This window comes from Agrobacterium tumefaciens, from assembly GCF_013337285.1.
Taxonomy (GTDB): Bacteria; Pseudomonadota; Alphaproteobacteria; order Rhizobiales; family Rhizobiaceae; genus Agrobacterium; species Agrobacterium burrii.
Window position 1 is genome coordinate 761,397 of the sequence record NZ_SUPW01000001.1, and the last position, 21,099, is coordinate 782,495.

Consider the following 21,099-nt stretch of genomic DNA (forward strand, 5'->3'; position numbering starts at 1 on the left):
AAAAACTATTCCGTCACCGCCCTGAAGCGCATATCCGCGATGAAATTCCGCGACTTCGGTTCACGCCGCGAGCGGCAGGAACGGAGTTGCAGATTGACCAGCGTGACACCAGCAAGGGGAAGCGGGGCATCGTCGAGCAGGGTTTTCACCCTTTCCACGATTTCACTCGCCCGTTTGCGGCCGCCGGCGTCACTCCAGATTTCCAGCGACAGGAAATGCTCCTCGGCCTTTTCCGTCGCCGTCGAATAGTCGCGGCTTTCAAGTTCGCCGATGACGATTGCGGGCAGAAGCGCACGCGGCAAAAGCCGGTCGACGATGCCGCCTGATGTCAGTGCTATCAGGGCCGCATCGCCGGTCAACCTGGCGAAAATCGCTTTCAAAAGGGCATTCGCGGCGCTCATGGGAGCTCCTCCTCACAACGGCAGACGATGAAGCGGCCGGTCTCGTCCGGATCCATCACGGTGCGGATCGCCAAAATGCGTCGGCCTTTGCGGAAACGCATGCCGGCGGCGATGTCGCTGCGCCACATCAGCCAGACGCGGTGGGTGATCGTCACACCCTCGGCCGAGGCCCGTTCGTGGGACGTGTCCGAAACGGGCTCAATCGCCGCCCAAAGCGAGCGCAGGACACTCCAGTTTTCGGCCGCACCGCCCTGCCCGTCCGGCGTCTCGATGCGCCCTTCCAGTTCCAGCCGCGCCGTCAGCTTGCCGGGATCGAGAAAAACCAGGTTCATAGCTCAAAGACCCACACGGCAGAAGGGCGACACCAGCCGCTCATAACCGGCCGGAACCGCCGCCGGCTGGTTTTCAGAAGCAACCGCGCCGCGAAAGGCGAACATCTGGGCCACATGCATCAGCATGGCGCGCTTCAGCGTGTCGGGCACATCAGTTCCGGCCTCGCCGAAACCGGCGATGAAGTCAATTTCGATACCGTTCATCGCTCGTCCGGGGGTTGGCGGATCGCGCAGCCACAGGCGCGCCGGACGCGCTGTGCCGTCGAGTAATTTATCGGCGGCGGTGATATTGGTCTCGCGCCCGTCACTGCCGAAAACCAGAATCGTTTCGATGGTTTGCACCGGTCCCTTGCCAATCAGAATCACGCCTGTTTGCGGCCATCGGTCGAGATAAAGCCGCCAGGTCTGACGCAGCAGGCAAAGGCCGGTGGTGCGCTCCAGATGCTCACGGGCGGTGCGGATCAGCGTGGTCAGAAGCGCGTCTTCGTCACCGTTGTCGAGACGCAAATGCGCCTTGACCTCGGCAAGCGTCAGCGGCTCCGTCTGCGGTGGATTTATGAGGGCGTAGGTCATGGGGTCTCCGGGATGACGGCAATTGCAGGCTGGATGAGCGAGCGGGTGCAATGAATTCTTCTCCCCGTGGGGGAGAAGTCCGCGGCAGCGGGATGAGGGGGCGAGGGTGCGGTCAATCGCTGGCGTTGCCCCCTCATCCGACCCTTCGGGCCACCTTCTCCCCGTGCGGGGAGAAGAAACGAGCGGCAAACTCGAGGTTCAATTCACCCCGAATTTCACCAGCTTGATCGCCTCGAAATTCTGTACGCCGCCGCCCACACGTTTGGTGGTGTAGAACAACACGTAGGGTTTGGCCGAATAGGGATCGCGCAGGATGCGCACGCCGGTGCGGTCGACGACGAGATAACCGGAGCGGAAATCTCCGAAAGCGATGGCGAAGCTGTTCGCCGCGACATTCGGCATGTCTTCCGCCTCCGTCACCGGAAAGCCCATCAGCGAGGCGGGTTGGCCGGCGGCGGCGGGCGGATGCCAGAGATAGGCGCCGGTCGTATCCTTGAAACGGCGCAGCGCCGCTTGCGTCTTGCGGTTCAGAAGGAAAGTACCGTTCTGGCGGTGGCCGGCCTTCAGGCCATAAACGGCATCCAGAAGCACATCCATCGGCCCGGCGGAGGCGAAGCCGGCCGAAACGCCTGTCGCGACATAACCGATATTGCCCCAGCTCCAGCTGTCATTGGCAATGGCCGTATAGGAGAGGAAACCCTTCGGTTTGTTGACGCCGTCACCGACGATGAAAGCGGCAGCCTCCTGTTCGGCAAAGGCGATATCCACCTCTGATGCGATCCATGCCTCGACATCAACCGCCGCGTCATCCAGCAGGCCCTGGGTGGCGGCCGGCATGGCATAGAGTTCCATGGTCGGGAAAGAAAGCTCAGACAGCTTCGGCGTCGCCGTTTCGGGGCGGGCCGCGGTTTCGGCGACCCAGCCGGTGGCAAGACCGCCCGCAGAGAAGGGTTTCTTCAGCACGGCCGTGGACACCTGCCGCACGGTGGCCAGCGCCCGGATCGGCGAAATCGCCGTCATGCGCCGGCCAATCTCGCCATCCGTCTCGGTCGGCAGGAGAAAGCCGCCATCCGTGCCGCTCGATCCCGCAAAGGCCTTGGCCTCCAGATCGCGCAGCGCGCCCTCCTCACCCCGGCGAATATAAGCCTCGAAGGCAGCCTTATGTTCTTCGGTATCATGCGAGAGCGCATCCTTGCGGCCAAGCGCAGGCCGCGCCTTTTTGAGCGCCAGATCGTCCATGATCCTCCTGTTATCGTCGAGCGCCCTGTCGATACGGTCCAGCTTGTCGCGGGTCACGACATCAGCGCCCATCTTGCGTTCGATGTCATTGAGCCGTTGATCATTGGTGTCGCGAAAAGCCTCGAAAGCCTCCATGAACTCGTCGAAGGCCGCGGTCATCGTATCGGGCACGGCTTTTACCTGCGGCGCAACGGTCATTGCGGCCGGTTTGGTCATCTGGTCTGTCATGTCGCCATCCTTGTTGTCGGAAGTGTTTGTCGGAAAGTCAGCGTTTGAAGGCGGTGCCGAACAGCGAGCGCGCCGCGCGGCGCATGGTGCGCACCAGTTCGGTTTCGCGGTCGCGGAAGAAGCGGGCGTGTTTGACATCCGAGACGCGCGCGGACGGCAACATCGGAAAGGTCACGACCGAGATTTCCCAGAGATCAGCCTCGAGAATGCGCCGCACGCCGGAACGCCCCGCCTTGCCGGAACGCGCTTCCTTGCCCGAGCGAACGGTTCGAAAACCGATCGACAGCCCGTCCAGCGCGCCGGTCTTCATCAGCGAATGCACCTCGCGGGAGCGCGCGACGCCGGGGGCCAGAACGCCCTCGACATAAAGCCCGCGCTCGTCCTCACGGATGGTGCGCCAGGCGCCGATGGGTTCAGCCGGATCGTGCTGGTAGAGCATACGGATGCCGGCCGCTCCCCGTTCCTCGATGGAGCGGCGGAAAGCGCCGCGCTCGATCACGTCGTGACCGAGATCGACCTCGCCGAAGACGCTGGCATAACCGGAAAAGGTGCCGTCGCCGGCGATGCCGCGCAGTTCCAGACTGGCGAATTTGCGCGTGGCGGGACGCGGCCCGCGATAGGCGTGCATGGGGAACTCCTGCGATGTGGAAACGAAGCCGCCTTGCGGCGCGGGCTCAGCGGCGCGGGCGTGTGCCGTAGTGGCTTGCCACGCGCACCATCACGCCCAGCCCCCACCAGGCCATCATGCTGGCTGCGGCGGAGCCCGCCACCATGATTTCCCGGCCGGAAAGCGCACCGGCAATATCGAGCTGCTGCACGATCCACAGGCCGATCGGCCCGCCGAAGATCATGCCGCAGGACACCCCGGTGATGAAACGGCTCGCGGCTTCACGTTTGCTTTTCGGCAGCAGATAGACAAGCGACACGCCGGCACCCGCAACGGCGCCGGTGATGCGGGCGGCCCAGATACCGGCCTCATTGGCGAATTCAGACATGGGTAATCATTCCGCTTTAGGATGTTGCAATCGGGCGAACGCACCGCGTCGCCCGCAGGCGCTGTTTGCGCGCCTGCGATGGGTGATTTCTCGAGTCTTCGGAGAAGCTTCGGCGGAAAGCCTCACAAAGAGAATCCGCCACTTCAGAAAATGGTTCAGCAGGCGAGGTTCAGCGCCGATCCACCCTTCGGCGCGATCAGTAACCGACGGCTTCGCGTTTTTCCTCGTCGCTCAGAAACGACGCCGCGCCGATGCGGCTCCAAAGCGCATCCCGCTCACCGGCAAGCCCGGCGATCTTGTCGAGATCCGGCTCCAGACGCAGACCGGAACCGAAGACCGGCGCGAGCCAGCCGCACAACCTTGCCGCCGTGCGGTTGACGAGCGGCAGCACGGTGAGGCGATAAAAGGCGCGGTTCGCCTCCTGGTAATTGGCATAGGTATTGTCGCCGGGAATGCCGATCAGCATCGGCGGCACGCCGAGCGCCAGCGCGATATCGCGCGCCGCGCCGTTGCGGGCTTCCAGAAAATCCATGTCGCGCGGCGAAAGGCCCATGGCCTTCCAGTCCAGCCCGCCTTCCAGAAGCAGCGGGCGGCCGGCATTCATCGCGCCCTGATACCCCTCCTCCAGCTCGCGCTTCAGCCGTTCATATTGCTCGGTGGAAAGATTACCACCCTCCTTCGGCTGGTAGACCAGCGCACCCGAAGGCCGGGCGGAATTGTCGAGCAGGCGCTTGTTCCAGTGGCTTGCGGCATTGTGCAGATCAAGCGCGGCACCGGCAGAAGCCAGCGGCGCAAAACCCGCCCGGTCATCCAGCGGATGGAAAAGTTTCAGATGCAGCAGCCCCAGCCCGTCGCGCTCGGCGGCGATGCGGCGCGACGCGCGACCTTCGGCGCGGTAGTCATAAGCCACAGGCCAGCCATCCGCGCCTTCGACGATGCTCACCCGATCCGGCCGCAGCAGATGCAGTTCGCGCAACCGCCCGCCGACTGTCAGCGGTTCGACATAGGCATTTCCGGCCAGCATCAGGTGACCATACAGCGCCTCGAAAAAATCCGGCCCGCCCATATGCGCGCCCGGCTTTGTCAGGAGCGCCAGCAGCGGATGATCGCCGATTTCCTCGTCACCATCATAAAGCAGCCAGTTCACCGATGCGGCCGCTTCCGCCACCATGCGGGCGGCGCGGTGGGCAACCGGGTTTTTCATGAAACCTTCGCGGGCAAGTGCGGCATAGGACCGACCGGACCAGAAGGCCTGCCCGCCCTGCGTCGCCATAGCCATGAAGCCGCCCGCCGTCATTTTGCTTTCGGGCACGGCTTTGCCATCCGCCGGGCGCAGCCACGGCAGGGAAAATGGAAATCGCATGGAGTTGTCCTCGTTTTGATGCCGCGTGGCGTCGCATCCGGGATAAGAGCGTCCCAGGTTCACCTGCAGGAAAGGGGCGCTCCGCGTTCCTCAGATTGTTGATAAATCCCGAAGGCTCTCTTCCGTCATGCTCGGGCCTGTCCCGAGCATCTGCAACGTCTCGATTCTACGAGACGTGATTGGATCCTTGGGACAAGCCCAAGGATGACGTCGGGTGTTAGGGAGCAAGTGCCATCACGCTGAATTCGGCGAAATGAGATGTTTACCGGATGGGTGCCTTCACCGCCGTATCGCTATTGAAATCGGCGGCGACGCGGGTCTCGCGCAGCGGCTTCACCGTGCGAGTGGAAAGATCATAGGCGGGGTCGGCCTTGTAAGCCGCCAGCGCCGCCTCGTTTTCAAACTCGCCGTAAACGATGAAATCGACCGAGTTGCCCCATTGGTCCTTCTTCACGTTCTCACCGATTTCCAGCGTCAGCGAATGCGGTATCGCGGTGAGGCCGGAAAGCCCCTTGCGCACGGCGTCGCGGTTTTCCTCGGGAACGGTGAAAAAAACGATATGGCGGATCACGGTGTCACCTGTCATGCAAAATTAGGATGCGGCTTTCGGCCCGCGCATAAGGGGTTATCATCTGGCCAGCACCTGTTCAATCCGCGCCGCGACGAGGGCGCGATGAAATGCGCGTGCGTGGCCAGCCACAAGCCGCGCCCGGTCGCTGCCATTGATGATGGCGCGTGCACCCTCCCAGTCCTCCCGCTGCGCGCCGAAGAAATCGGCAAGCCGGCGGCCGGTGAAGCTGCCGGCGATCATGCCGTGGATCAGGATGGCTGTCGCCACCTCCGTTTCCATGGCTCTTTCGGGCCGTTCCACCAGGTCTATGCCCGTCAGGGCCGACATGGCCTCGTAGTTGCGGCGATGTGTCAGTTGCACGAAGCCTCGCCCCAGCCAGCTTTTTCCATCCGCGTCACATTGCCAGTAGGGTTTGCGCACCCTCGGCAGGCGGCCGGCGGTAAAGGCGCTATCCAGCCGCGCAATCGCCTCCGCATCGCTTGCCGCCAGGGTCTCGCGCACCGGCTGCATGGTGGCAGCCGTTTCGTGAAAGCTGGTCGCCAGCATATAGGCCAGCCAGCGTGCATCGCTTTGCGGCACGGCCTTTGCACATCCGGCAAGTATCGTCTTCGTCCCCGCAAGTTGCGCGGCACGCAGGCGGCCGCCAAAGATCGAAACGCGCACCGACGCGAAGAATCGCGCCTCGTCAAAGGCCATAGCCGGCTCCTGAAAATGAGAGGCGATACGACGCCCGGTTTTTCCACATGACGGCCGTCAGGACTAAATCGATTTGAAAAAACCTTAATCGATTTTAATCCGCAGGCCGCGGTTTTGGGGTAAAAAATTCCTTGAATTCCGGAGCCTTGGCGCGCTAACTCCACTCACCGCGCAATCCAGCCGCGTTAACAATTCAAGGAGGAATGCCACCATGACAGCGACAATCCCCCAGACCGTTTATGACCGTCTCGAAAACGAATGGCGCCAGATGCGCGAAACCGGCTCCCAGCCGAAACCGGCGCAATCTCCGAAGAAGTAAGACTTGTCCGACGCCCGGATAGGGGCGGATACGGCGCCGAAAATTTCTTCTCCCCGCCGGGGAGAAGATGGCCCGAAGGGTCAGATGAGGGGGCAACCTCTCCGAATATCTCTACCGTCGCCCCCTCCTCCCGCTGCCGCGACCTTCTCCCCCTCGGGGAGAAGAAACAAGCGGTGAGCGCTCGCGCGAATGCCAACCCGCTCTCATTCGCGGGGCTGAAAATCGCCCGGCTCACATCCCCCGCACTCTCGGCTCATTCACCACCATCGTGGTCAGCGCCGTTATCGCCCACACAAGTGCATCCAGCCGGTCGGGCGAGCGACCGGATGACAGGCCGTCCGGTCCGAAATCAGTCATCTGGTCCTCCAGCTTTTCAAACCGCGCCGCGTGGCGCACCCTGCCCTGCTCGTAAAGTGCGGCGACCGGCTCGGCGCGGGTGAATTTTCCTCGGCTGGCCCGCACCAGAGTGAGCGGCAGGTCGGCGTCCACGCTTTGCAGCATCGCCCGCACCATCTCCCCGCCCTGATTGACCTCGGCCACCACCCGGTCAGCCTCGTGGCGGCGGAAGGCGGCGACCACGGCGCGTGCCCAGCCGGCCGGCGTTTCGCCTTCCACCGAACAATCCGCAAGCACCACCAGTTTGCCTGATATGCCAAGCCCCGCAACGACGATGCCGCAGCAGGAATTTTCACCAGCACCGGCGGGCGGATCGACCGCCACCACGATCCGCGAGAGCGGCTCATGCGCCTCCTCAACAATTGCTTCCAGATCGGCGCGTTTCCACAATGCGCCCTCGCGTTCGTCGATCAACTCGCCGCCGATTTCCTGACGCCCCAGCCGCGTGCCGCCATAACGGTCCTGCATGGCCTTCAGGAAACCGGGCGACAGGTTCTGCGCATTCATGGCGGTCGGCATCCGTGCAACCCGGGTCGAAGGATCGGCCAGCAGCGCCTTCAACAGCGGAATGGGCCGCGGCGTCGTGGTCACCAGTTGCCGCGGTGCTTCGCCCAGACGCAGGCCGAATTGCAGCATGTCCCAGGTTTCCTGCGGATATTTCCATTTTCCCAACTCATCCGCCCAGGCCATGTGGAATTGCGGACCGCGCAGGCTTTCGGGGTCTTCCGAGGAGAACACCTGCGCCATCGCACCATTCGGCCAGAGGAGCCTGCGACGCGTGACTTCGAAAGCGGGGCGGCGACGGCGGGCGATGCGGCAGATGCCGGAAATGCCGTCAATCATCACTTCGCGGGCGTCACCCAGCGTTTCCGCCACCAGCGCAATGCGCAAATCCGATTGTTTGCCGGCGGAAGCAATCCTGTGGACCCACTCGGCCCCGGCGCGTGTCTTGCCGGAACCGCGCCCGCCGATCAACAGCCATGTCCGCCAGTCGCCCTCTGGCGGTTGCTGCGGCAGGTTACCGAGAAAACGCCAGTCGCGCGAAAGGGCGAAGACCTGATCCTGCAGGCGGGGATTGGATGAAGGCTGCGTCATGTATCAGCGTCCGCCGATGCGCCGGCGGCCAGATCGGCCTCCAGCCTCGCACGGCATTTCTGTTCGGCCAGTTCGTCGATGCGTTTGAGGAAATGCGCCACTGCCGCTTCATAATCCTCGGCACCGGTTTCGTCCTCAGCGGAAAGAGCTTCCCTCTCTTCCGCCAGCACGCGTTGCAGGGCGTCAATCCGTTCCAGCGTGCGGACGATCAGCGAAAGCTGATCCGTCGCAGCCTTCACATCAGCACGCGCCTGCTTGCCCGAAGCATCCTCCACCGTCGACAGAAATGCCGCTTCGCTCGCCTGTCGCAGGTTTCGGTACAGGCAAAACTGCTCGCGCATCTCCACCGTGAGTTCGTTCAGCAGCTGCCGCAGGTTGCCGTTGCGCGCCGCATCTTCGGCGGCCAGCCTGTCGGCCCGCGACTTCGTCTCGGGTGCGGCTTCCGGCGTGTCCTCATCCGCGGAGGCAGGCGCATCCGGCCAGACGCCGTAAAGCGTCGGGTCGCAATTTTGAGACATCGTCATGGGATTGGCCTGCGAGAAATGAGGTGAAGGGTAAAAACCCTCCGTCAGCCGCAAATCTCCGACTGTAGCCAAACACTACCAAACCACCGTCACGCTGTAAAGGATTATTTTCCTATTTTAATGATTTTTATCCTGCCAACAGAATTTGCACCCTCGCCCGCCGCATATTACACTCCGCGTCAGGCAGTGAGCAGAAGGGGCAAGTCAAGTTGGTGAAACAATGGGTTGGGCGGTTGTTTGCGGGTCTTTCGGCAACCGGCATCGTCTTCGGCACGGTCCTGTTCTGCGCTTCGCTCACACCCTCGCTTCTGCCGCGCACATGGCTGATGCAGGGTGTGCTGTGCGGGTTTTCCTTTGCCATCGGCTATCTGATCGGCGTCGCGCTGCACGCCGTCTGGGCCTATCTGGAATTGCCCGAACCCTCACGACATAACGTGCGCGGCATTCGTTTTCTCATCGCGCTTGCCGCCGCCATCACGGCGATTGCGTTTTTGTGGCAGGCGAAAGACTGGCAGAATTCCATCCGCGTGCTGATGGAACTCGATCCGCTGCCCAGCGCCCATCCCACCAAGACCGGCGGTATCGCGGTGCTGGTCGCCGCCGTGCTCATTGGCGCCGGTCGGCTTTTCCAGCTTATCCGCCGGTTTTTTGCCGCGCGCAGCCGGCACTTCCTGCCGCGCCGGCTCGCCAATGTTCTCGGCATTGCCGCTGCCATCGTGCTGTCATGGATGCTGCTCAATGGCCTGATCTTCGATATCGGCCTGAAATTTGCCGATTCCTCGCTGAAACAGGTGGATGCGCTGATCGAGCCTGACGTGCCGCGCCCGTCCGATGCCCTCAAGACCGGCAGCAGTGCGTCGCTGATGACATGGGAATCGCTCGGCCGTCGCGGGCGGGAATTCGTGGCCGGCGGGCCGCAGGCTCAGGAAATTTCCGCCTTCACCCATCGTCCGGCCAGCGAACCGCTCCGGGTCTATGCCGGCCTGAATTCGGCCGCGACACCCGAAGCAAGAGCCAAACTGGCGCTGGAGGAACTGAAGCGGGTCGGCGGTTTCGAGCGCAAGGTGCTGCTGGTCGTCATCCCCACCGGCACCGGCTGGATCGACCCGGAAGCGCTGGATACGGTCGAATATCTGCATGATGGCGACATCGCCAGCGTCGCCGTGCAATATTCCTATCTTTCCAGCTGGATCGCGCTGCTGACCGAACCTGACTACGGCGTGGAAACGGCGCGGGCGCTGTTTCAGGCCGTCTACGCCTATTGGACCACCTTGCCGAAGGAAACCCGGCCGAAGCTTTATCTGCATGGGTTGAGCCTTGGCTCGCTCAATTCGCAGAAATCCTCCGATCTTTACGATGTGCTCTCCGATCCCTTCCAGGGCGCGCTGTGGAGCGGCCCGCCGTTCTCCAGCCCCACGTGGCGCATGGCCACCAATGGGCGGGTTGAGGGCACGCCGGAATGGCTGCCGCGTTTCCGCGATTCCTCCGTCATCCGTTTTGCCAACCAATATACCACCGCCCATATGCCTGATGCGAAATGGGGGCCGATGCGGATCGTTTATCTGCAATATGCGAGCGACCCGATCACCTTCTTCGAAACCGCTTCGCTCTATCGGCGTCCAGAGTGGATGGCACATCACGGGCCGGATGTTTCCACGTCCTTCCGCTGGTTTCCGGTAGTGACGCTGCTGCAGCTCGGCCTCGATGTCGCCTCCGCCACCACGGCGCCGATCGGTTACGGCCATGTCTATGCGCCGGAACATTATATCGATGCATGGACGGAGGTGACCCAACCGGAGGGCTGGAGCGCCGAGGACATCCAGCGGCTGAAGATGTTTTTCAAGGCCCGCCGCGGCTCAACCGATCCGGCGTGAACGCGGCGGGCGTATCGCTTGCCGGCGTCAGCCTTTCAGCGCGTCCAGATGGTCGGCCACATAGGTTTCCAGCGAACGCGGCGCATGGCCGGTCAGGGTCTCAACATCGCCGGTCACTACTGCTGTCCAGCCTTCACGCACGGGATAAAAGATCGAGGCGAGGAAAGAGGCGTAATCTTTCGGCACGCCCGCACCGGTGAGGATGCCGATGAAGACCTCATCCGAGACGGCAGCATACGAGACCGGCTTGCCGATCGCCTGTGAAATCACCGCGGCTGCCTCGCCGTAACCGAAGGCCTTCGGCCCGGTCAGGTTGAAGGCCTTGCCATTAAAGGCGTCAGAGGTCAGCGCGGCAGCTGCACTGTCGGCGATATCGCGCACGTCGATGAAGCTCGACTTGCCCTCGCCGGCCGGCACGGCAATCTCGCCATGTTCAATTCCGGCCTTCCAGTAGCTGTGAAAATTATCGGCAAACCAGTTGGGGCGCAGGATGACGTAAGGCGTACCCGACGCAATGATCTTCAGTTCGATCTGGCGATAGGGAATGGAATCGTCGGCATCGACACCGAGGACGCTGAGGAAGACGATCTTCACCTTGCGACGAGCGGCCTCCTCGACAACGGGCGTCAGCGCGTCGATGGCGTCCAGACGCCCGCCCGCCAGGATCAGGAAGAGCCGGTCCACGCCGTCGAATGCATCGGCGTAAGTCGAGGCATCGGTATAATCGAAGCGCACCCCTTCCGCGCCGTCCGCCGCCTTGCCGCTGCGCGAGGCAGCCTTCACGCTTTCGCCCTTTGCCACGAGTGCCTTGACCAGCGGCGTGCCGATGGTGCCGGTGGAACCGATTACGAGTATCTTGCCTGTCATCTCAAATATCCTTAGTATCTAATGGAAACCATGTTTCGGAAATAGAGGTACTGCGTTTTCGAAATCATGAAAAGAGAGCACTTTTCGGTTATCTGGTTTCCTTGCGGAAACCGGCATGGCCTTGAAACAACAGGGTGAAATCGATGGCGAAGATCTATGACGTTTATGAGGACCGCTGCCCGACACGTATGGTACTGGACAGGATCGCCGACAAATGGGCGCTGTTGATCCTCGACAAGCTGCGGCGCGATCCCGTGCGCTTCAACCTGCTGCGGCGCGAGATCAAGGGCATTTCGCAAAAGGTCCTGTCGCAGACGCTGAAGAAGCTCGAACGTGACGGGCTGATCTCCCGGCAGGCCTTTCCAACGGTTCCGGTCACGGTCGAATATTCGCTGACGCCGCTGGGGCGGACGCTGACCGACACGGTGGCGGCGCTTGCCCATTGGGCCGAGGGTAATATCGATGCGGTGATGGCGGCGCAGCGGGCTTATGACGAGAAGGCTGCGGCTTAGGCAAGGGAACTGCCGTTCACCTCATTCCTGTGCTCGTCACAGGAATCCAGCCAGCCCAAGTCCTTGGGCTGAAAAGACTCTTCCCGCCGCGCAGACGCGCGTCGGCTGGATCCCTGTGACAAGCACAGGGATGAGGAAGGAGAGAGCGTCCGGAATAACCGTCTTCCGCGCCTGCCGCACTCCCACCCCCTACCGCGAAATCCGCGTCGAAAGAATGATCGACGACAGCGTGCGCTCCACGCCATCCAAGGCACCGATGCCGTCGATCAAACGGTCGAGATCGAGAATCGAAGGGGCGGCCAGAATCGCAATCAGGTCAAATGTGCCGCTCACCGAATGCAGCGTCGTCACCTCCTTGATGGCGGCAAGTGCGGCCGTCACGCCGGGCAGCGCCTTGGGTGCGATGGTAATCAGCACATGGGCGCGCACCAGCCCGGAAAGATAGCTTTCCGAAAGCCGCAGGCCATAACCGGCGATTACGCCGTCAGCCTCCAGTCGCTCGATGCGCGCCTGCACGGTGGTGCGGGAAAGGCCGAGTTTGCGTGCCAGTTCCGCCACCGGCATGCGGGCATTTTCGGAAAGCAGGGCCAGCAGCGCCCGGTCCTTGTCGGCAATCGTCATAGTGATCAATCCTGTCGTCTAACTGCTCAATAATAGACCGCTATCTGTACATAGTGAAGCTGCGAATCGTCAATAAAAGCTGGCATTCTGTCTTTGAGGCGCATTCGTTGCGCAAAGGCATGCGAATTTACTGCGGGGAACAAAAACATGAAAAACATTGTCGTCATCGGCGCGGGCAATATCGGTTCAGCCATCGCCTGGATGCTGGCCGCAACAGGCGATTATCGCATCACGGTTGCCGATCGCTCGGCCGACCAGCTGGCCAACGTGCCGGCGCATGAGCGGGTCGATACCGAGATCGTCGACATCACCGACCGTCCAGCCATGGAGGCACTGCTGAAGGGCAAATTCGCCGTGCTTTCCGCCGCCCCCTTCCACCTGACGGCGGGTATTGCAGAGGCGGCTGTCGCCGTCGGCACCCACTATCTCGATCTCACCGAAGACGTCGAATCCACCCGCAAGGTCAAAGCCTTGGCGGAAACGGCTGAAACCGCACTCATTCCGCAATGCGGCCTCGCGCCCGGCTTTATTTCCATCGTCGCTGCCGATCTCGCCGCCCGCTTCGACAAGCTGGACAGCGTGCGCATGCGCGTCGGGGCGCTGCCGCAATATCCGTCCAACGCGCTCAACTACAACCTCACCTGGAGCACGGACGGGCTGATCAACGAATATATCGAGCCGTGTGAGGCGATCGTCGAAGGCCGCCTGACCGCCGTTCCGGCGCTGGAAGAGCGTGAGGAATTTTCGCTCGACGGCGTTACCTATGAGGCCTTCAACACCTCGGGCGGCCTCGGCACCCTGTGCGCCACGCTGGAAGGCAAGGTGCGGACGATGAATTACCGTACCATCCGTTATCCCGGCCATGTGGCGATCATGAAGGCGCTGTTGAACGACCTCAACCTGCGCAACCGCCGCGATGTGCTGAAGGACCTGTTCGAAAACGCCCTGCCCGGCACCATGCAGGATGTGGTCATCGTCTTCGTCACCGTCTGCGGTACGCGCAATGGCCGCTTCCTGCAGGAAACCTATGCCAACAAGGTCTATGCCGGCCCGGTTTCCGGCCGGATGATGAGCGCCATCCAGATCACCACCGCCGCCGGCATCTGCACGGTTCTCGACCTTCTGGCCGAAGGTGCCTTGCCGCAGAAGGGCTTCGTGCGGCAGGAAGAAGTGGCGCTGCCGAAATTCCTCGAAAACCGGTTTGGGCGGTATTATGGCACACATGAGCCGCTCGCCCGGGTTGGGTGAAGAGCTAATATTTTATAGGGCGCAGCGTTGCCGCTGGTTTCTTCTCCCCGGCGGGGAGAAGGTGGCCCGAAGGGTCGGATGAGGGGGCACGGTTGCCGGATTTCGGCGAGCCAGCCCCCTCAACCCGCTGCCGCGACCTTCTCCCCGGCGGGGAGAAGACGAAAGACGCACACGCTCGCTCCGACATTGCGGAGCGGCGCAAAGATTAAGTCCCGCAAAACGTCCGAAACACCCGCTCATGGCTCATCGGCGGCTGCATATAGACAAAATTGTCCGGCCGCTCCTCGAAGGGCGTCGCAATTGCCGTCAGCATCGCGTGGAAGGGCTCAAAATCATCATCCTCCACCGCCGCCTCGATCAATTCCTCGATGCGGTGGTTGCGCGGGATGACGGCCGGATTGACTGACAACATTGCACCGGACCTGTCAGCATCGGAAATATCTTCGCGACCGGCGCGTTCCCGCCAGCGGGCCAGAAATTCATCCGCCCCGGCAATATCGATGAACATGCCGCGAAACGGTTCAGCATCGCCATTTGCCGCGTGGGAAAGACGCCGGAAGGTCAAAGTATAATCCGCTTCCGATGCCTGCATCAGCCCAAGAAGCGCCTGTACGAGATCGATATCGCCCTCTTCCTCCAGCGTCAGGCCGAGTTTTTCGCGCATTCCGGCCAGCCAGCGTTTGGGAAAGGCTGCGGCGAAATCGGCCAGCACGGCGTTGGCGCGTTCGGCGGCCTTCTCCACCTCAGGGTCAAGAAGCGGCAACAGGCATTCCGCCAGCCGGGCGATGTTCCATTGGGCGATGCCCGGCTGGTTGTTGTAGGCGTAACGGCCCTGCGCATCGATGGAGGAAAACACCTTGTTGGGATGATATTCATCGAGGAAAGCGCAGGGGCCGAAATCGATGGTCTCGCCAGAGACGGCCATATTGTCGGTGTTCATCACGCCGTGGATGAAGCCCACCATCATCCAGCGGGCGATGAGGTCGCATTGCCTTTCAGCGATGCCGCGCAACAAAGCGAGGTAAGGATTGTCGGCGGTTTTCGCCTCGGGATAGTGCCGGTCGATCACGTAGTCGGCGAGGTTCCTGATCGCCTCGTCATCCTCGCGCGCGGCGAAGAACTGGAAAGTGCCGACACGGATGTGGCTCGCCGCGACGCGGGTGAAAACGCCGCCCGGCAGGCCCACTTCGCGCTGCACCCTTTCGCCGCTGAGGACCGCCGCCAAGGCCCGCGTGGCGGGAATGCCAAGCGCATACATGGCTTCCGAGACAATATATTCCCGCAGCACCGGGCCGAGGGCGGCGCGGCCGTCTCCCCTGCGCGAAAACGGCGTCGGGCCGGAGCCTTTCAACTGGATATCCCGCCTTTTGCCGTTTTTGTCGATCACTTCGCCGAGAAGAATGGCGCGGCCATCGCCCAGCTGCGGCACGAAGCCGCCGAACTGGTGGCCGGCATAGGCCATGGCCAGCGGCTCTGCCCCCTGCGGCACGACATTGCCGGAAAAGATCGCCGCCAGCCTTTCATCGTCAAGGCCGGAAACATCCAGAAGGAGTTCGTCTGCAAGCTTGCGATTAAAGGCGATGAGGCGCGGCGCTTTCACCGGCGTCGGAAGCACGGCGGCGCTGAACCGTTCCGGCAGGCGGGCATAGGAATTGTCGAATCTGATCACGGATAAACTCCCTGCTTTTGCCTTTATATGGGGCGGCAAGACCGCAGATGCGAGTGATAAATGCCGTCACACCGTGCCTATAGCGCCACTCATTGTATTTTGCGCAATGAACTTTCCAGCGCCATCATCGTTCCTATGCTTGACCCGCAGAATGCCGAAATGAAAGGAACAGCAATGAGCGTCGTTGAAACCGTGACGGAAGTATCGGAAAGCGCCATCCGCACCATTCACACCGATCTGCCCGTCAACGCCACCTTCCATGTCTGGCTGAAGGCGAAAAAACCGGCCGAACCGGGTGCTGTGTCCTTCTCCAACCAAAATGGAAAATTCGCTGAGGTTTCAAGCGTCAACACCGAAGAGTTCGGTTTTCGAATCTATCAGGTGTTCGGCGGCGGCCATGTGGAACTCAGCTACGACACCGTGACGACAGCCGTTTCCGTCATCTACTGGTTCACCGCCTCGGATGTGCTGGAAACCGGCATCACCGTCGTCCACAGCAAACCTGATAATGCCGCCCCCGAGTTGCCGGGCAGCTATCACTTCCGCCCACCCTTTGGCTGGATGAACGATCCGAACGGCTTTGGCCGCTTCGAAGGCCGGCCACATCTGTTTTACCAGCATTATTCGCACGGGCTGCGCTGGAACACCATGCATTGGGGCCATGCCGTCTCATCGGATTATCTGCGCTGGCGGCATCTGCCGATCTTTCTGTTCCCCTCCGAGGATCTGACGACGCGGCCGGACAAGCGCGGCGGGGCCTATTCCGGCTCCACCATTCCGCTGGTCGAAGGCACTGGCATCCGCGTCTTCTTCACCGAACAGGTGCAGGACCGCATTCCCGAGCAGCAGATCCAGCTCACCGCCACCTCCTCCGATCTCATCATGGCCGGGCAGGCAGAGGTTATTCTGGGCCACCGCCCGGACGGACAGGGGCTGACGCCGGATTTCCGCGACCCTTACGTCTTCCGCGGCCCCGATGGATTGTGGAAAATGCTGCTCGGCAGCCAGAGCGATGGTGGCGGCGTCATTCTGCTTTACGAGACGCTGGACCCCACCGCCGCATCCGGCTGGACCTATGTCGGCAAGTTGTGGGTGGAAACGCGCTACAAGACTACGGCGATCGAATGCCCCTGCCTTTTGCCGCTCGACGGCCCGGCCAATGCCCGCTCCACCCGCTGGGTGCTGATCTACGGGCTGATGCATTCGGAAGACCCGGAGACAGGCCGCAAGAACCTGACCATGGCCGATGTCGGCTGGTTTGACGGCAAGGCCTTCACCAAGGAATCCGGTCAGGAACTGGATTTCGGCACCGATAATTACGCCTTTCAGGCGTTTCTGGATGGTGACAGCATTATCGGTATCGGCTGGCTCGCCAATTGGGCGGATGCCAGTCCCGAAATCGATTTCCCCACCTCCATGACGCTGCCGCGCCGGATTCACTATGCCAATGGCGAGCTTCTGACCCCGCCCATCGGCGCTGCGGAAAGCCTGCGCAGCCATATTCTCGACCGCACGCGGCTGGCGGCGGGGGAACGTGTCACATTCATCAACGGCGCAGTGGAAATTCTGATCGAGTTCGCCTCGCCCGGCGCGCCGTTCGAGCTGGCGCTCGATCATCCGACGGTCACGCTTGGTCTCGTTTCCGATGAAACGGGCTTGTGGATCCGCCACGAGGACGGTCGCGATGGTCCTTCGCCGCATTATATCGCGAAGGGGGCACGGGCCTCACGTATCCGTATTTTTCTGGATTACGGCTCCATCGAAGTCTTTGCCAACCGTGGCCGCTATGTGGGGACAAAACGCATTGAGGGTTTCGAACCCGTGCGTTCGGCGCTGCTGAAAGCGGCCCCCGGCGCGGTGGTACACGCGACCAGCTGGGCGCTCAAACCCTGAGGAACCTTTTGGCGGACATGGCGGTTGATAGACCAGCAAAAGCCGAGCCTAACCCGCAAAAAGGAGCAACGGCATGACCAAAATCCGCGATACCCGCGATCCCATCCTGTTTCCGACCGAAGCCAATGAAAACAAGGCCGAGAAAAAACGCGCCGGCAAGGGCATCATCATCATTATCGGCGCGATCGCGATCATGTCCTTCGTCGTTTATCTGGCGGCGATCACCATCGCCGCCACGCAGTCTTAACCCCTCGCCTTGGCCGGAAACCGGTGCTCAGCCCCGTGCGCTTCGCAGCCCGCGGGCGGTCAGGAGCGCAACGAGCGACACGGCGGCACCCAGCCCGTAGAGATAGACCATCGGCATCATCACATCCGCACGCTCGATCTGCGCAACGAGATCGGTCGCGGCAGCGACGGTGCCGCTTGCACCCGCGCCGGCCGCCGCACCCAGCGTCGCGACCGTGGGAAGCAATGCGCCGGTCATCTTGCGCTCTTCCTCCGGAGCTGCCTCCATGGCGGCCTGACTGATGCCGGCCCAGGACATGCCGAAGGCAGACCCGATCAGGATTTGCCCCAGCAACATTTCGCCCCAGTTTCCGTTTGCCAGCCCCAGCCCCAGCAAGGCGCAGCCCGGCACCATCTGGTAAGGGCCGTAATGCAGGCAAAACTCCCTGAGACGAGCCGACCGCAAGCTGCCGATCAGCATCGCCACGAAGCTCCAGGCAAGCGGCATCGTCACCACAATGAAGCCGGCGAAGGTTGGCTCATAGTGCCAGAGATTGATGGCGACATAAGCGAGATAGACGCTGCCCAGCGCATGGGCATAGGACATCAGGAACAACACCCAGAAACCGGCGCCGAGCACCGTTTTCAGCTGGAAGGAATCCTTAGGGAACAGGCCGAAGGACGGCCGGATGCCCATTCGCAACGACGCCCACAACAGCGCAGCTCCTGCCAGCAGGGAGATCGCCCGCAGGCTCGCATCCTCAAAGGCGGAAGGCGCGGAAAAGGCCAATGCGCCAACAAGGCAGAGAACAAGAGGCACCATCGGTTTGCGCGTCGCTGCCACCGGTCGCTCGGCCGAAACGGCAACGGTCGTGTAGACCAGCAAAAGCACAATCAACGGCGCAGACAGTAGGAAGGTAGCGCGCCAGGACATGTGTTCGGTGGCGAAACCACCCGTCAGCGGGCCGATGAAGGAAGCGACCGCCCAGATCGCCGCCTCGATGGCAAAGACCTTCGGCAACAGGCCGGAGCGGAAACCGGCAGGTATGAGGCTGTAGCACACCGCCACGATCAGCCCATCGGCCAGCCCCTGCAACGCCCGGCCGACGACAACCCATAAAAAATCCCCGGCGATTGCCGAGAGGACCGAACCGAAGGAAAAGATCAGGCAGCACAGAAGCAAAACGGCGCGTGCGCCAAAACGCTCTCGAAACAGCACGGCGGTGACGCCACCCGCCACGGAACCAACGAAATAGAGACTATAGGCCCAGCTGTAATAGGCAGCCCCGCCAATTTCGTTGACGGCAACGGGCAAGGCCGTCACCACCGCGAACTGGTTGAAGGCATGCAGACCTATACCGGAGGAAATGACGGTCAGAAGCGAGAGGTTCGCCCCGCTCAGTAATTCGCCCCAGCCGTTTTTCTCCGTCATTTCCATACTCGTCAAAGCCGTATCCTTTCCGTTTTTGCGATACGGCGGACAAACTAGAACCTCAAGCACCATTGAGGTCAAGACGGCTTTTTCACGTAATCTGGTTTGAAGGAATTGGCTGGCGGCAGGAACCCTGCGCCCGCCCGACCGTTTGCTGAAGAACCGACAGAAAGGATATCGTCATGGACCGCAAGAAAATCATGCCGCTCAACGAAGACGCCATGGACGAGGATCTGCTCGACCTCGACGTCGATGCGCTTCCCGCCAAGGGAGAAATTCCGCAATCCATCGAACAGGAAATCGAGGAGGAAGAGGCCGAGAGCGAGGATGACCCCTATCAGGAAAGCGACGAGGCCCTTCCCGACGACGCAGAAGAGCGCGTGATCAACCGCAATCCCTCGCGGGAAGGCGGGGCTTTCGACGAGGTTTAATCAGGGCTGCCGGAGCCTTATGCAAGGCGCTGCAGCATATGGCGCTGATGGTCCTGCCCGCCGAAGAAGACGGCAAGAATACGCACGGTCTTTTCGCCCTCATCGACATCGAAATAAAAAACTGCCTGATTTTTCGTTACCCGGCGAAGGCCGGGTAGCAATTCTGGTGTTAGCGTTCCCTGAAACGGCGCTTTGTGAAGAGCGTCCATATCCGCCTCAATCGATCCCACCCGTCGTGCAGCCCGCGTGAAGGCGGCCGGCAAAGCATCGCCAAGATCGAGATAGGACTGGACGAGATGGTCGAGAATGAGGCCGAGGTCCTTGTCCGTCTGTGTCGAACGCAGGACTTTAAAGGCCATAGCCGGCCTTTTTGGCCGCAATCATGGCCGCGGTTCTGTCCTTGCCATCCTCCATGGAGATGAACTCCCCCTGCCCGCGTTCAGCCAGCAAGTCACGAAGCGCCGCGATTTCGGCGTCCTTTAGTTCGGTTTCCTGTCGAAGCAATTCCAGCCCGCGCTGGACCACGGCGCTGAGGCTGGCATAACGCCCCTCCTCCACCAGCCGGCGGGCGAAGCTATTCTGCTGATCGGAAATGGATACGGATGCCTTGACGGACATTGCGGCACTCCTTTTGCATGGAGGGTGATGCTACTCAGTAGCACATTTTACGCATTTCCACCAGCGGCCGCGAAGATTGATCATGCAGGATCAATCATGCTGATAATACGCCCGGCTATTTCATCGATCGTCGCATCATCAAGGGTTTCGATGTATTTCGCTTTCTTCTGGGCAACACGGGCAACGATGTCCATGCTTCTCACCTGATTGCAAAGCGCGACACCGGTTGTTCTGTGGCCCGATATGTTCACGGCAAGCCCTGCTTTGCGCGTGAACATCCCGCCGGTGGTTACGGGAACGACGAGACATAGGCCGACCGCATTGATTTCCCTCGGCGTGATGATGATACAGCGGTGTTCGTCCTTGATTTCACTGCCAATAACCGGGTTCAGGTCGACCAGATAGACGTCGCCGCGTTTCGGAACCTGGCTGCGGACCATCAAAGCGCTTCTTTGCCGACTGGCGGCGCTTCATCCCACTGCTGTGCCTTTGCATTCAGCGCGGCGACTTCTTCAGCACCCTCCAACAACTCGGCGAGTGTGAAGCGCTTCTTTTCCGGCCGTAGAGGGCTTGCGACCAGAGCACCGTTATCAACCTCAAGGGTCAATTGCTCACCGATTTCCAGCCCCAGCATTTTCAAAAGAGCGGGCGGGATGGTCATCACCGCCGCCCCGCCCTGACGTCTTATTCTCGTCGTTACGGTCATCCGCCTGCACTCCAATTTTGTGCAACATATGTAGCACATTTTTACCTTTTCGCAAACGGAAGCCGCCTTTCAGCTCACCCTTTCCGGCGAATAACCGGCATCGCGGATCGCCGCTTCAGCCGTTGCGGCGTCGCCCGCCACCGTGAGTTTGTGGGTGGCGAGATCGATGCTGACAGACGCGTGGGGCAGCACGTCGGCGAGAGCGCCGCGCAGGGTCTTTTCGCAATGGCCGCAGGTCATGTCCGAAACGAGGAAGGTGGTTGCACTCATG

26 protein-coding genes are annotated in these 21,099 nt (G+C 61.5%); 6 read left to right on the top strand and 20 right to left on the bottom strand.

All coding sequences use genetic code 11. From position 1 onward, the window contains the following. Window positions 1–5: 5 nt before the first annotated feature. From FCH38_RS03665 to FCH38_RS03715, 11 genes are all read right to left on the bottom strand, one after another. Window positions 6–401, bottom strand: a complete 396-nt coding sequence (locus tag FCH38_RS03665) for a DUF3168 domain-containing protein (RefSeq protein WP_174372854.1) — start codon at window positions 399–401, stop codon at window positions 6–8. Then, on the bottom strand, window positions 398–733 hold the full coding sequence (locus FCH38_RS03670; RefSeq protein WP_174372855.1) for a phage head closure protein: 336 nt from the start codon (window positions 731–733) through the stop codon (window positions 398–400). The genes FCH38_RS03665 and FCH38_RS03670 overlap by 4 nt, the downstream gene beginning before the upstream one ends. 3 nt (window positions 734–736) lie before the next feature. Then, a complete protein-coding gene (locus FCH38_RS03675) occupies window positions 737–1,306 on the bottom strand; it encodes a head-tail connector protein (protein WP_174372856.1) in 570 nt (189 codons plus the stop codon). Between the two features lie 198 nt (window positions 1,307–1,504). Then, entirely contained in the window at window positions 1,505–2,773 is a 1,269-nt protein-coding gene (locus FCH38_RS03680) for a phage major capsid protein (RefSeq protein WP_174372857.1), read from the bottom strand. Window positions 2,774–2,810: 37 nt separating this feature from the next. Further along, window positions 2,811–3,401 carry an HK97 family phage prohead protease gene (locus tag FCH38_RS03685; protein WP_153513416.1) on the bottom strand — a complete coding sequence of 197 codons (591 nt, stop codon included), beginning with the start codon at window positions 3,399–3,401 and terminating at the stop codon, window positions 2,811–2,813. Window positions 3,402–3,447: 46 nt separating this feature from the next. Next, window positions 3,448–3,768 (bottom strand): DUF6107 family protein, encoded by a 321-nt coding sequence (locus FCH38_RS03690; protein WP_149898890.1) that lies wholly within the window; start codon window positions 3,766–3,768, stop codon window positions 3,448–3,450. Window positions 3,769–3,964: 196 nt separating this feature from the next. Next, window positions 3,965–5,131: a phage portal protein gene (locus tag FCH38_RS03695; RefSeq protein WP_174372858.1), complete on the bottom strand. Its 1,167-nt coding sequence runs from the start codon at window positions 5,129–5,131 to the stop codon at window positions 3,965–3,967. Between the two features lie 262 nt (window positions 5,132–5,393). Next, on the bottom strand, window positions 5,394–5,717 hold the full coding sequence (locus FCH38_RS03700) for a Dabb family protein (RefSeq protein WP_153513414.1): 324 nt from the start codon (window positions 5,715–5,717) through the stop codon (window positions 5,394–5,396). Between the two features lie 42 nt (window positions 5,718–5,759). Continuing rightward, window positions 5,760–6,398 (bottom strand): hypothetical protein, encoded by a 639-nt coding sequence (locus FCH38_RS03705; RefSeq protein WP_174372860.1) that lies wholly within the window; start codon window positions 6,396–6,398, stop codon window positions 5,760–5,762. Between the two features lie 550 nt (window positions 6,399–6,948). Then, window positions 6,949–8,208: a DNA-packaging protein gene (locus FCH38_RS03710; protein WP_174372861.1), complete on the bottom strand. Its 1,260-nt coding sequence runs from the start codon at window positions 8,206–8,208 to the stop codon at window positions 6,949–6,951. Continuing rightward, window positions 8,205–8,732, bottom strand: a complete 528-nt coding sequence (locus FCH38_RS03715; protein ID WP_174372862.1) for a hypothetical protein — start codon at window positions 8,730–8,732, stop codon at window positions 8,205–8,207. The genes FCH38_RS03710 and FCH38_RS03715 overlap by 4 nt, the downstream gene beginning before the upstream one ends. Window positions 8,733–8,965: 233 nt before the next feature. Here FCH38_RS03715 and FCH38_RS03720 point away from each other — a divergent pair, with 233 nt between their 5' ends. Continuing rightward, window positions 8,966–10,606 (top strand): alpha/beta hydrolase, encoded by a 1,641-nt coding sequence (locus FCH38_RS03720; RefSeq protein WP_174373128.1) that lies wholly within the window; start codon window positions 8,966–8,968, stop codon window positions 10,604–10,606. 27 nt (window positions 10,607–10,633) lie between these two features. Here the strand turns inward: FCH38_RS03720 and FCH38_RS03725 are convergent, their stop codons facing one another. Then, window positions 10,634–11,473, bottom strand: a complete 840-nt coding sequence (locus FCH38_RS03725) for an SDR family oxidoreductase (RefSeq protein ID WP_174372863.1) — start codon at window positions 11,471–11,473, stop codon at window positions 10,634–10,636. Between the two features lie 143 nt (window positions 11,474–11,616). On the opposite strand from FCH38_RS03725, the gene FCH38_RS03730 reads away from it, so the two are divergent. After that, window positions 11,617–11,985: a winged helix-turn-helix transcriptional regulator gene (locus FCH38_RS03730; protein ID WP_153513408.1), complete on the top strand. Its 369-nt coding sequence runs from the start codon at window positions 11,617–11,619 to the stop codon at window positions 11,983–11,985. Window positions 11,986–12,174: 189 nt separating this feature from the next. Here the strand turns inward: FCH38_RS03730 and FCH38_RS03735 are convergent, their stop codons facing one another. Then, the gene (locus tag FCH38_RS03735) at window positions 12,175–12,606 is read right to left on the bottom strand and encodes an Lrp/AsnC family transcriptional regulator (RefSeq protein ID WP_174372864.1); all 432 of its coding nucleotides are present in this window, start codon (window positions 12,604–12,606) and stop codon (window positions 12,175–12,177) included. Window positions 12,607–12,753: 147 nt separating this feature from the next. On the opposite strand from FCH38_RS03735, the gene FCH38_RS03740 reads away from it, so the two are divergent. Then, window positions 12,754–13,854: a saccharopine dehydrogenase family protein gene (locus FCH38_RS03740; protein ID WP_174372865.1), complete on the top strand. Its 1,101-nt coding sequence runs from the start codon at window positions 12,754–12,756 to the stop codon at window positions 13,852–13,854. Window positions 13,855–14,059: 205 nt separating this feature from the next. On the opposite strand, the gene FCH38_RS03745 is transcribed toward FCH38_RS03740, so the two are convergent. Then, complete coding sequence (locus FCH38_RS03745) at window positions 14,060–15,520, bottom strand: protein adenylyltransferase SelO family protein (RefSeq protein ID WP_174373129.1); 1,461 nt, start codon at window positions 15,518–15,520, stop codon at window positions 14,060–14,062. Window positions 15,521–15,697: 177 nt separating this feature from the next. Between FCH38_RS03745 and FCH38_RS03750 the strand changes: the two genes are divergently transcribed. Continuing rightward, window positions 15,698–17,416 (top strand): glycoside hydrolase family 32 protein, encoded by a 1,719-nt coding sequence (locus FCH38_RS03750; RefSeq protein WP_149899026.1) that lies wholly within the window; start codon window positions 15,698–15,700, stop codon window positions 17,414–17,416. Between the two features lie 73 nt (window positions 17,417–17,489). After that, a complete protein-coding gene (locus FCH38_RS03755) occupies window positions 17,490–17,663 on the top strand; it encodes a hypothetical protein (RefSeq protein WP_149898881.1) in 174 nt (57 codons plus the stop codon). A gap of 27 nt (window positions 17,664–17,690) precedes the next feature. Here FCH38_RS03755 and FCH38_RS03760 read toward each other — a convergent pair whose 3' ends face one another. Beyond that, window positions 17,691–19,079 (bottom strand): MFS transporter, encoded by a 1,389-nt coding sequence (locus FCH38_RS03760; protein WP_174373130.1) that lies wholly within the window; start codon window positions 19,077–19,079, stop codon window positions 17,691–17,693. 176 nt (window positions 19,080–19,255) lie between these two features. Between FCH38_RS03760 and FCH38_RS03765 the strand changes: the two genes are divergently transcribed. After that, window positions 19,256–19,504: a hypothetical protein gene (locus FCH38_RS03765; protein WP_149898879.1), complete on the top strand. Its 249-nt coding sequence runs from the start codon at window positions 19,256–19,258 to the stop codon at window positions 19,502–19,504. Between the two features lie 17 nt (window positions 19,505–19,521). Here FCH38_RS03765 and FCH38_RS03770 read toward each other — a convergent pair whose 3' ends face one another. The 5 genes from FCH38_RS03770 to FCH38_RS03790 form a co-directional block, all read right to left on the bottom strand. Further along, the gene (locus FCH38_RS03770) at window positions 19,522–19,863 is read right to left on the bottom strand and encodes a type II toxin-antitoxin system RelE/ParE family toxin (protein ID WP_174372866.1); all 342 of its coding nucleotides are present in this window, start codon (window positions 19,861–19,863) and stop codon (window positions 19,522–19,524) included. Further along, complete coding sequence (locus FCH38_RS03775; RefSeq protein WP_174372867.1) at window positions 19,853–20,122, bottom strand: ribbon-helix-helix domain-containing protein; 270 nt, start codon at window positions 20,120–20,122, stop codon at window positions 19,853–19,855. The genes FCH38_RS03770 and FCH38_RS03775 overlap by 11 nt, the downstream gene beginning before the upstream one ends. 80 nt (window positions 20,123–20,202) lie before the next feature. Next, window positions 20,203–20,562: a type II toxin-antitoxin system PemK/MazF family toxin gene (locus tag FCH38_RS03780; protein WP_174372868.1), complete on the bottom strand. Its 360-nt coding sequence runs from the start codon at window positions 20,560–20,562 to the stop codon at window positions 20,203–20,205. Continuing rightward, window positions 20,562–20,867: an AbrB/MazE/SpoVT family DNA-binding domain-containing protein gene (locus FCH38_RS03785; RefSeq protein ID WP_336510788.1), complete on the bottom strand. Its 306-nt coding sequence runs from the start codon at window positions 20,865–20,867 to the stop codon at window positions 20,562–20,564. The genes FCH38_RS03780 and FCH38_RS03785 overlap by 1 nt, the downstream gene beginning before the upstream one ends. 30 nt (window positions 20,868–20,897) lie before the next feature. Beyond that, complete coding sequence (locus FCH38_RS03790) at window positions 20,898–21,098, bottom strand: heavy-metal-associated domain-containing protein (RefSeq protein WP_174372870.1); 201 nt, start codon at window positions 21,096–21,098, stop codon at window positions 20,898–20,900. Window position 21,099: the final 1 nt, after the last annotated feature.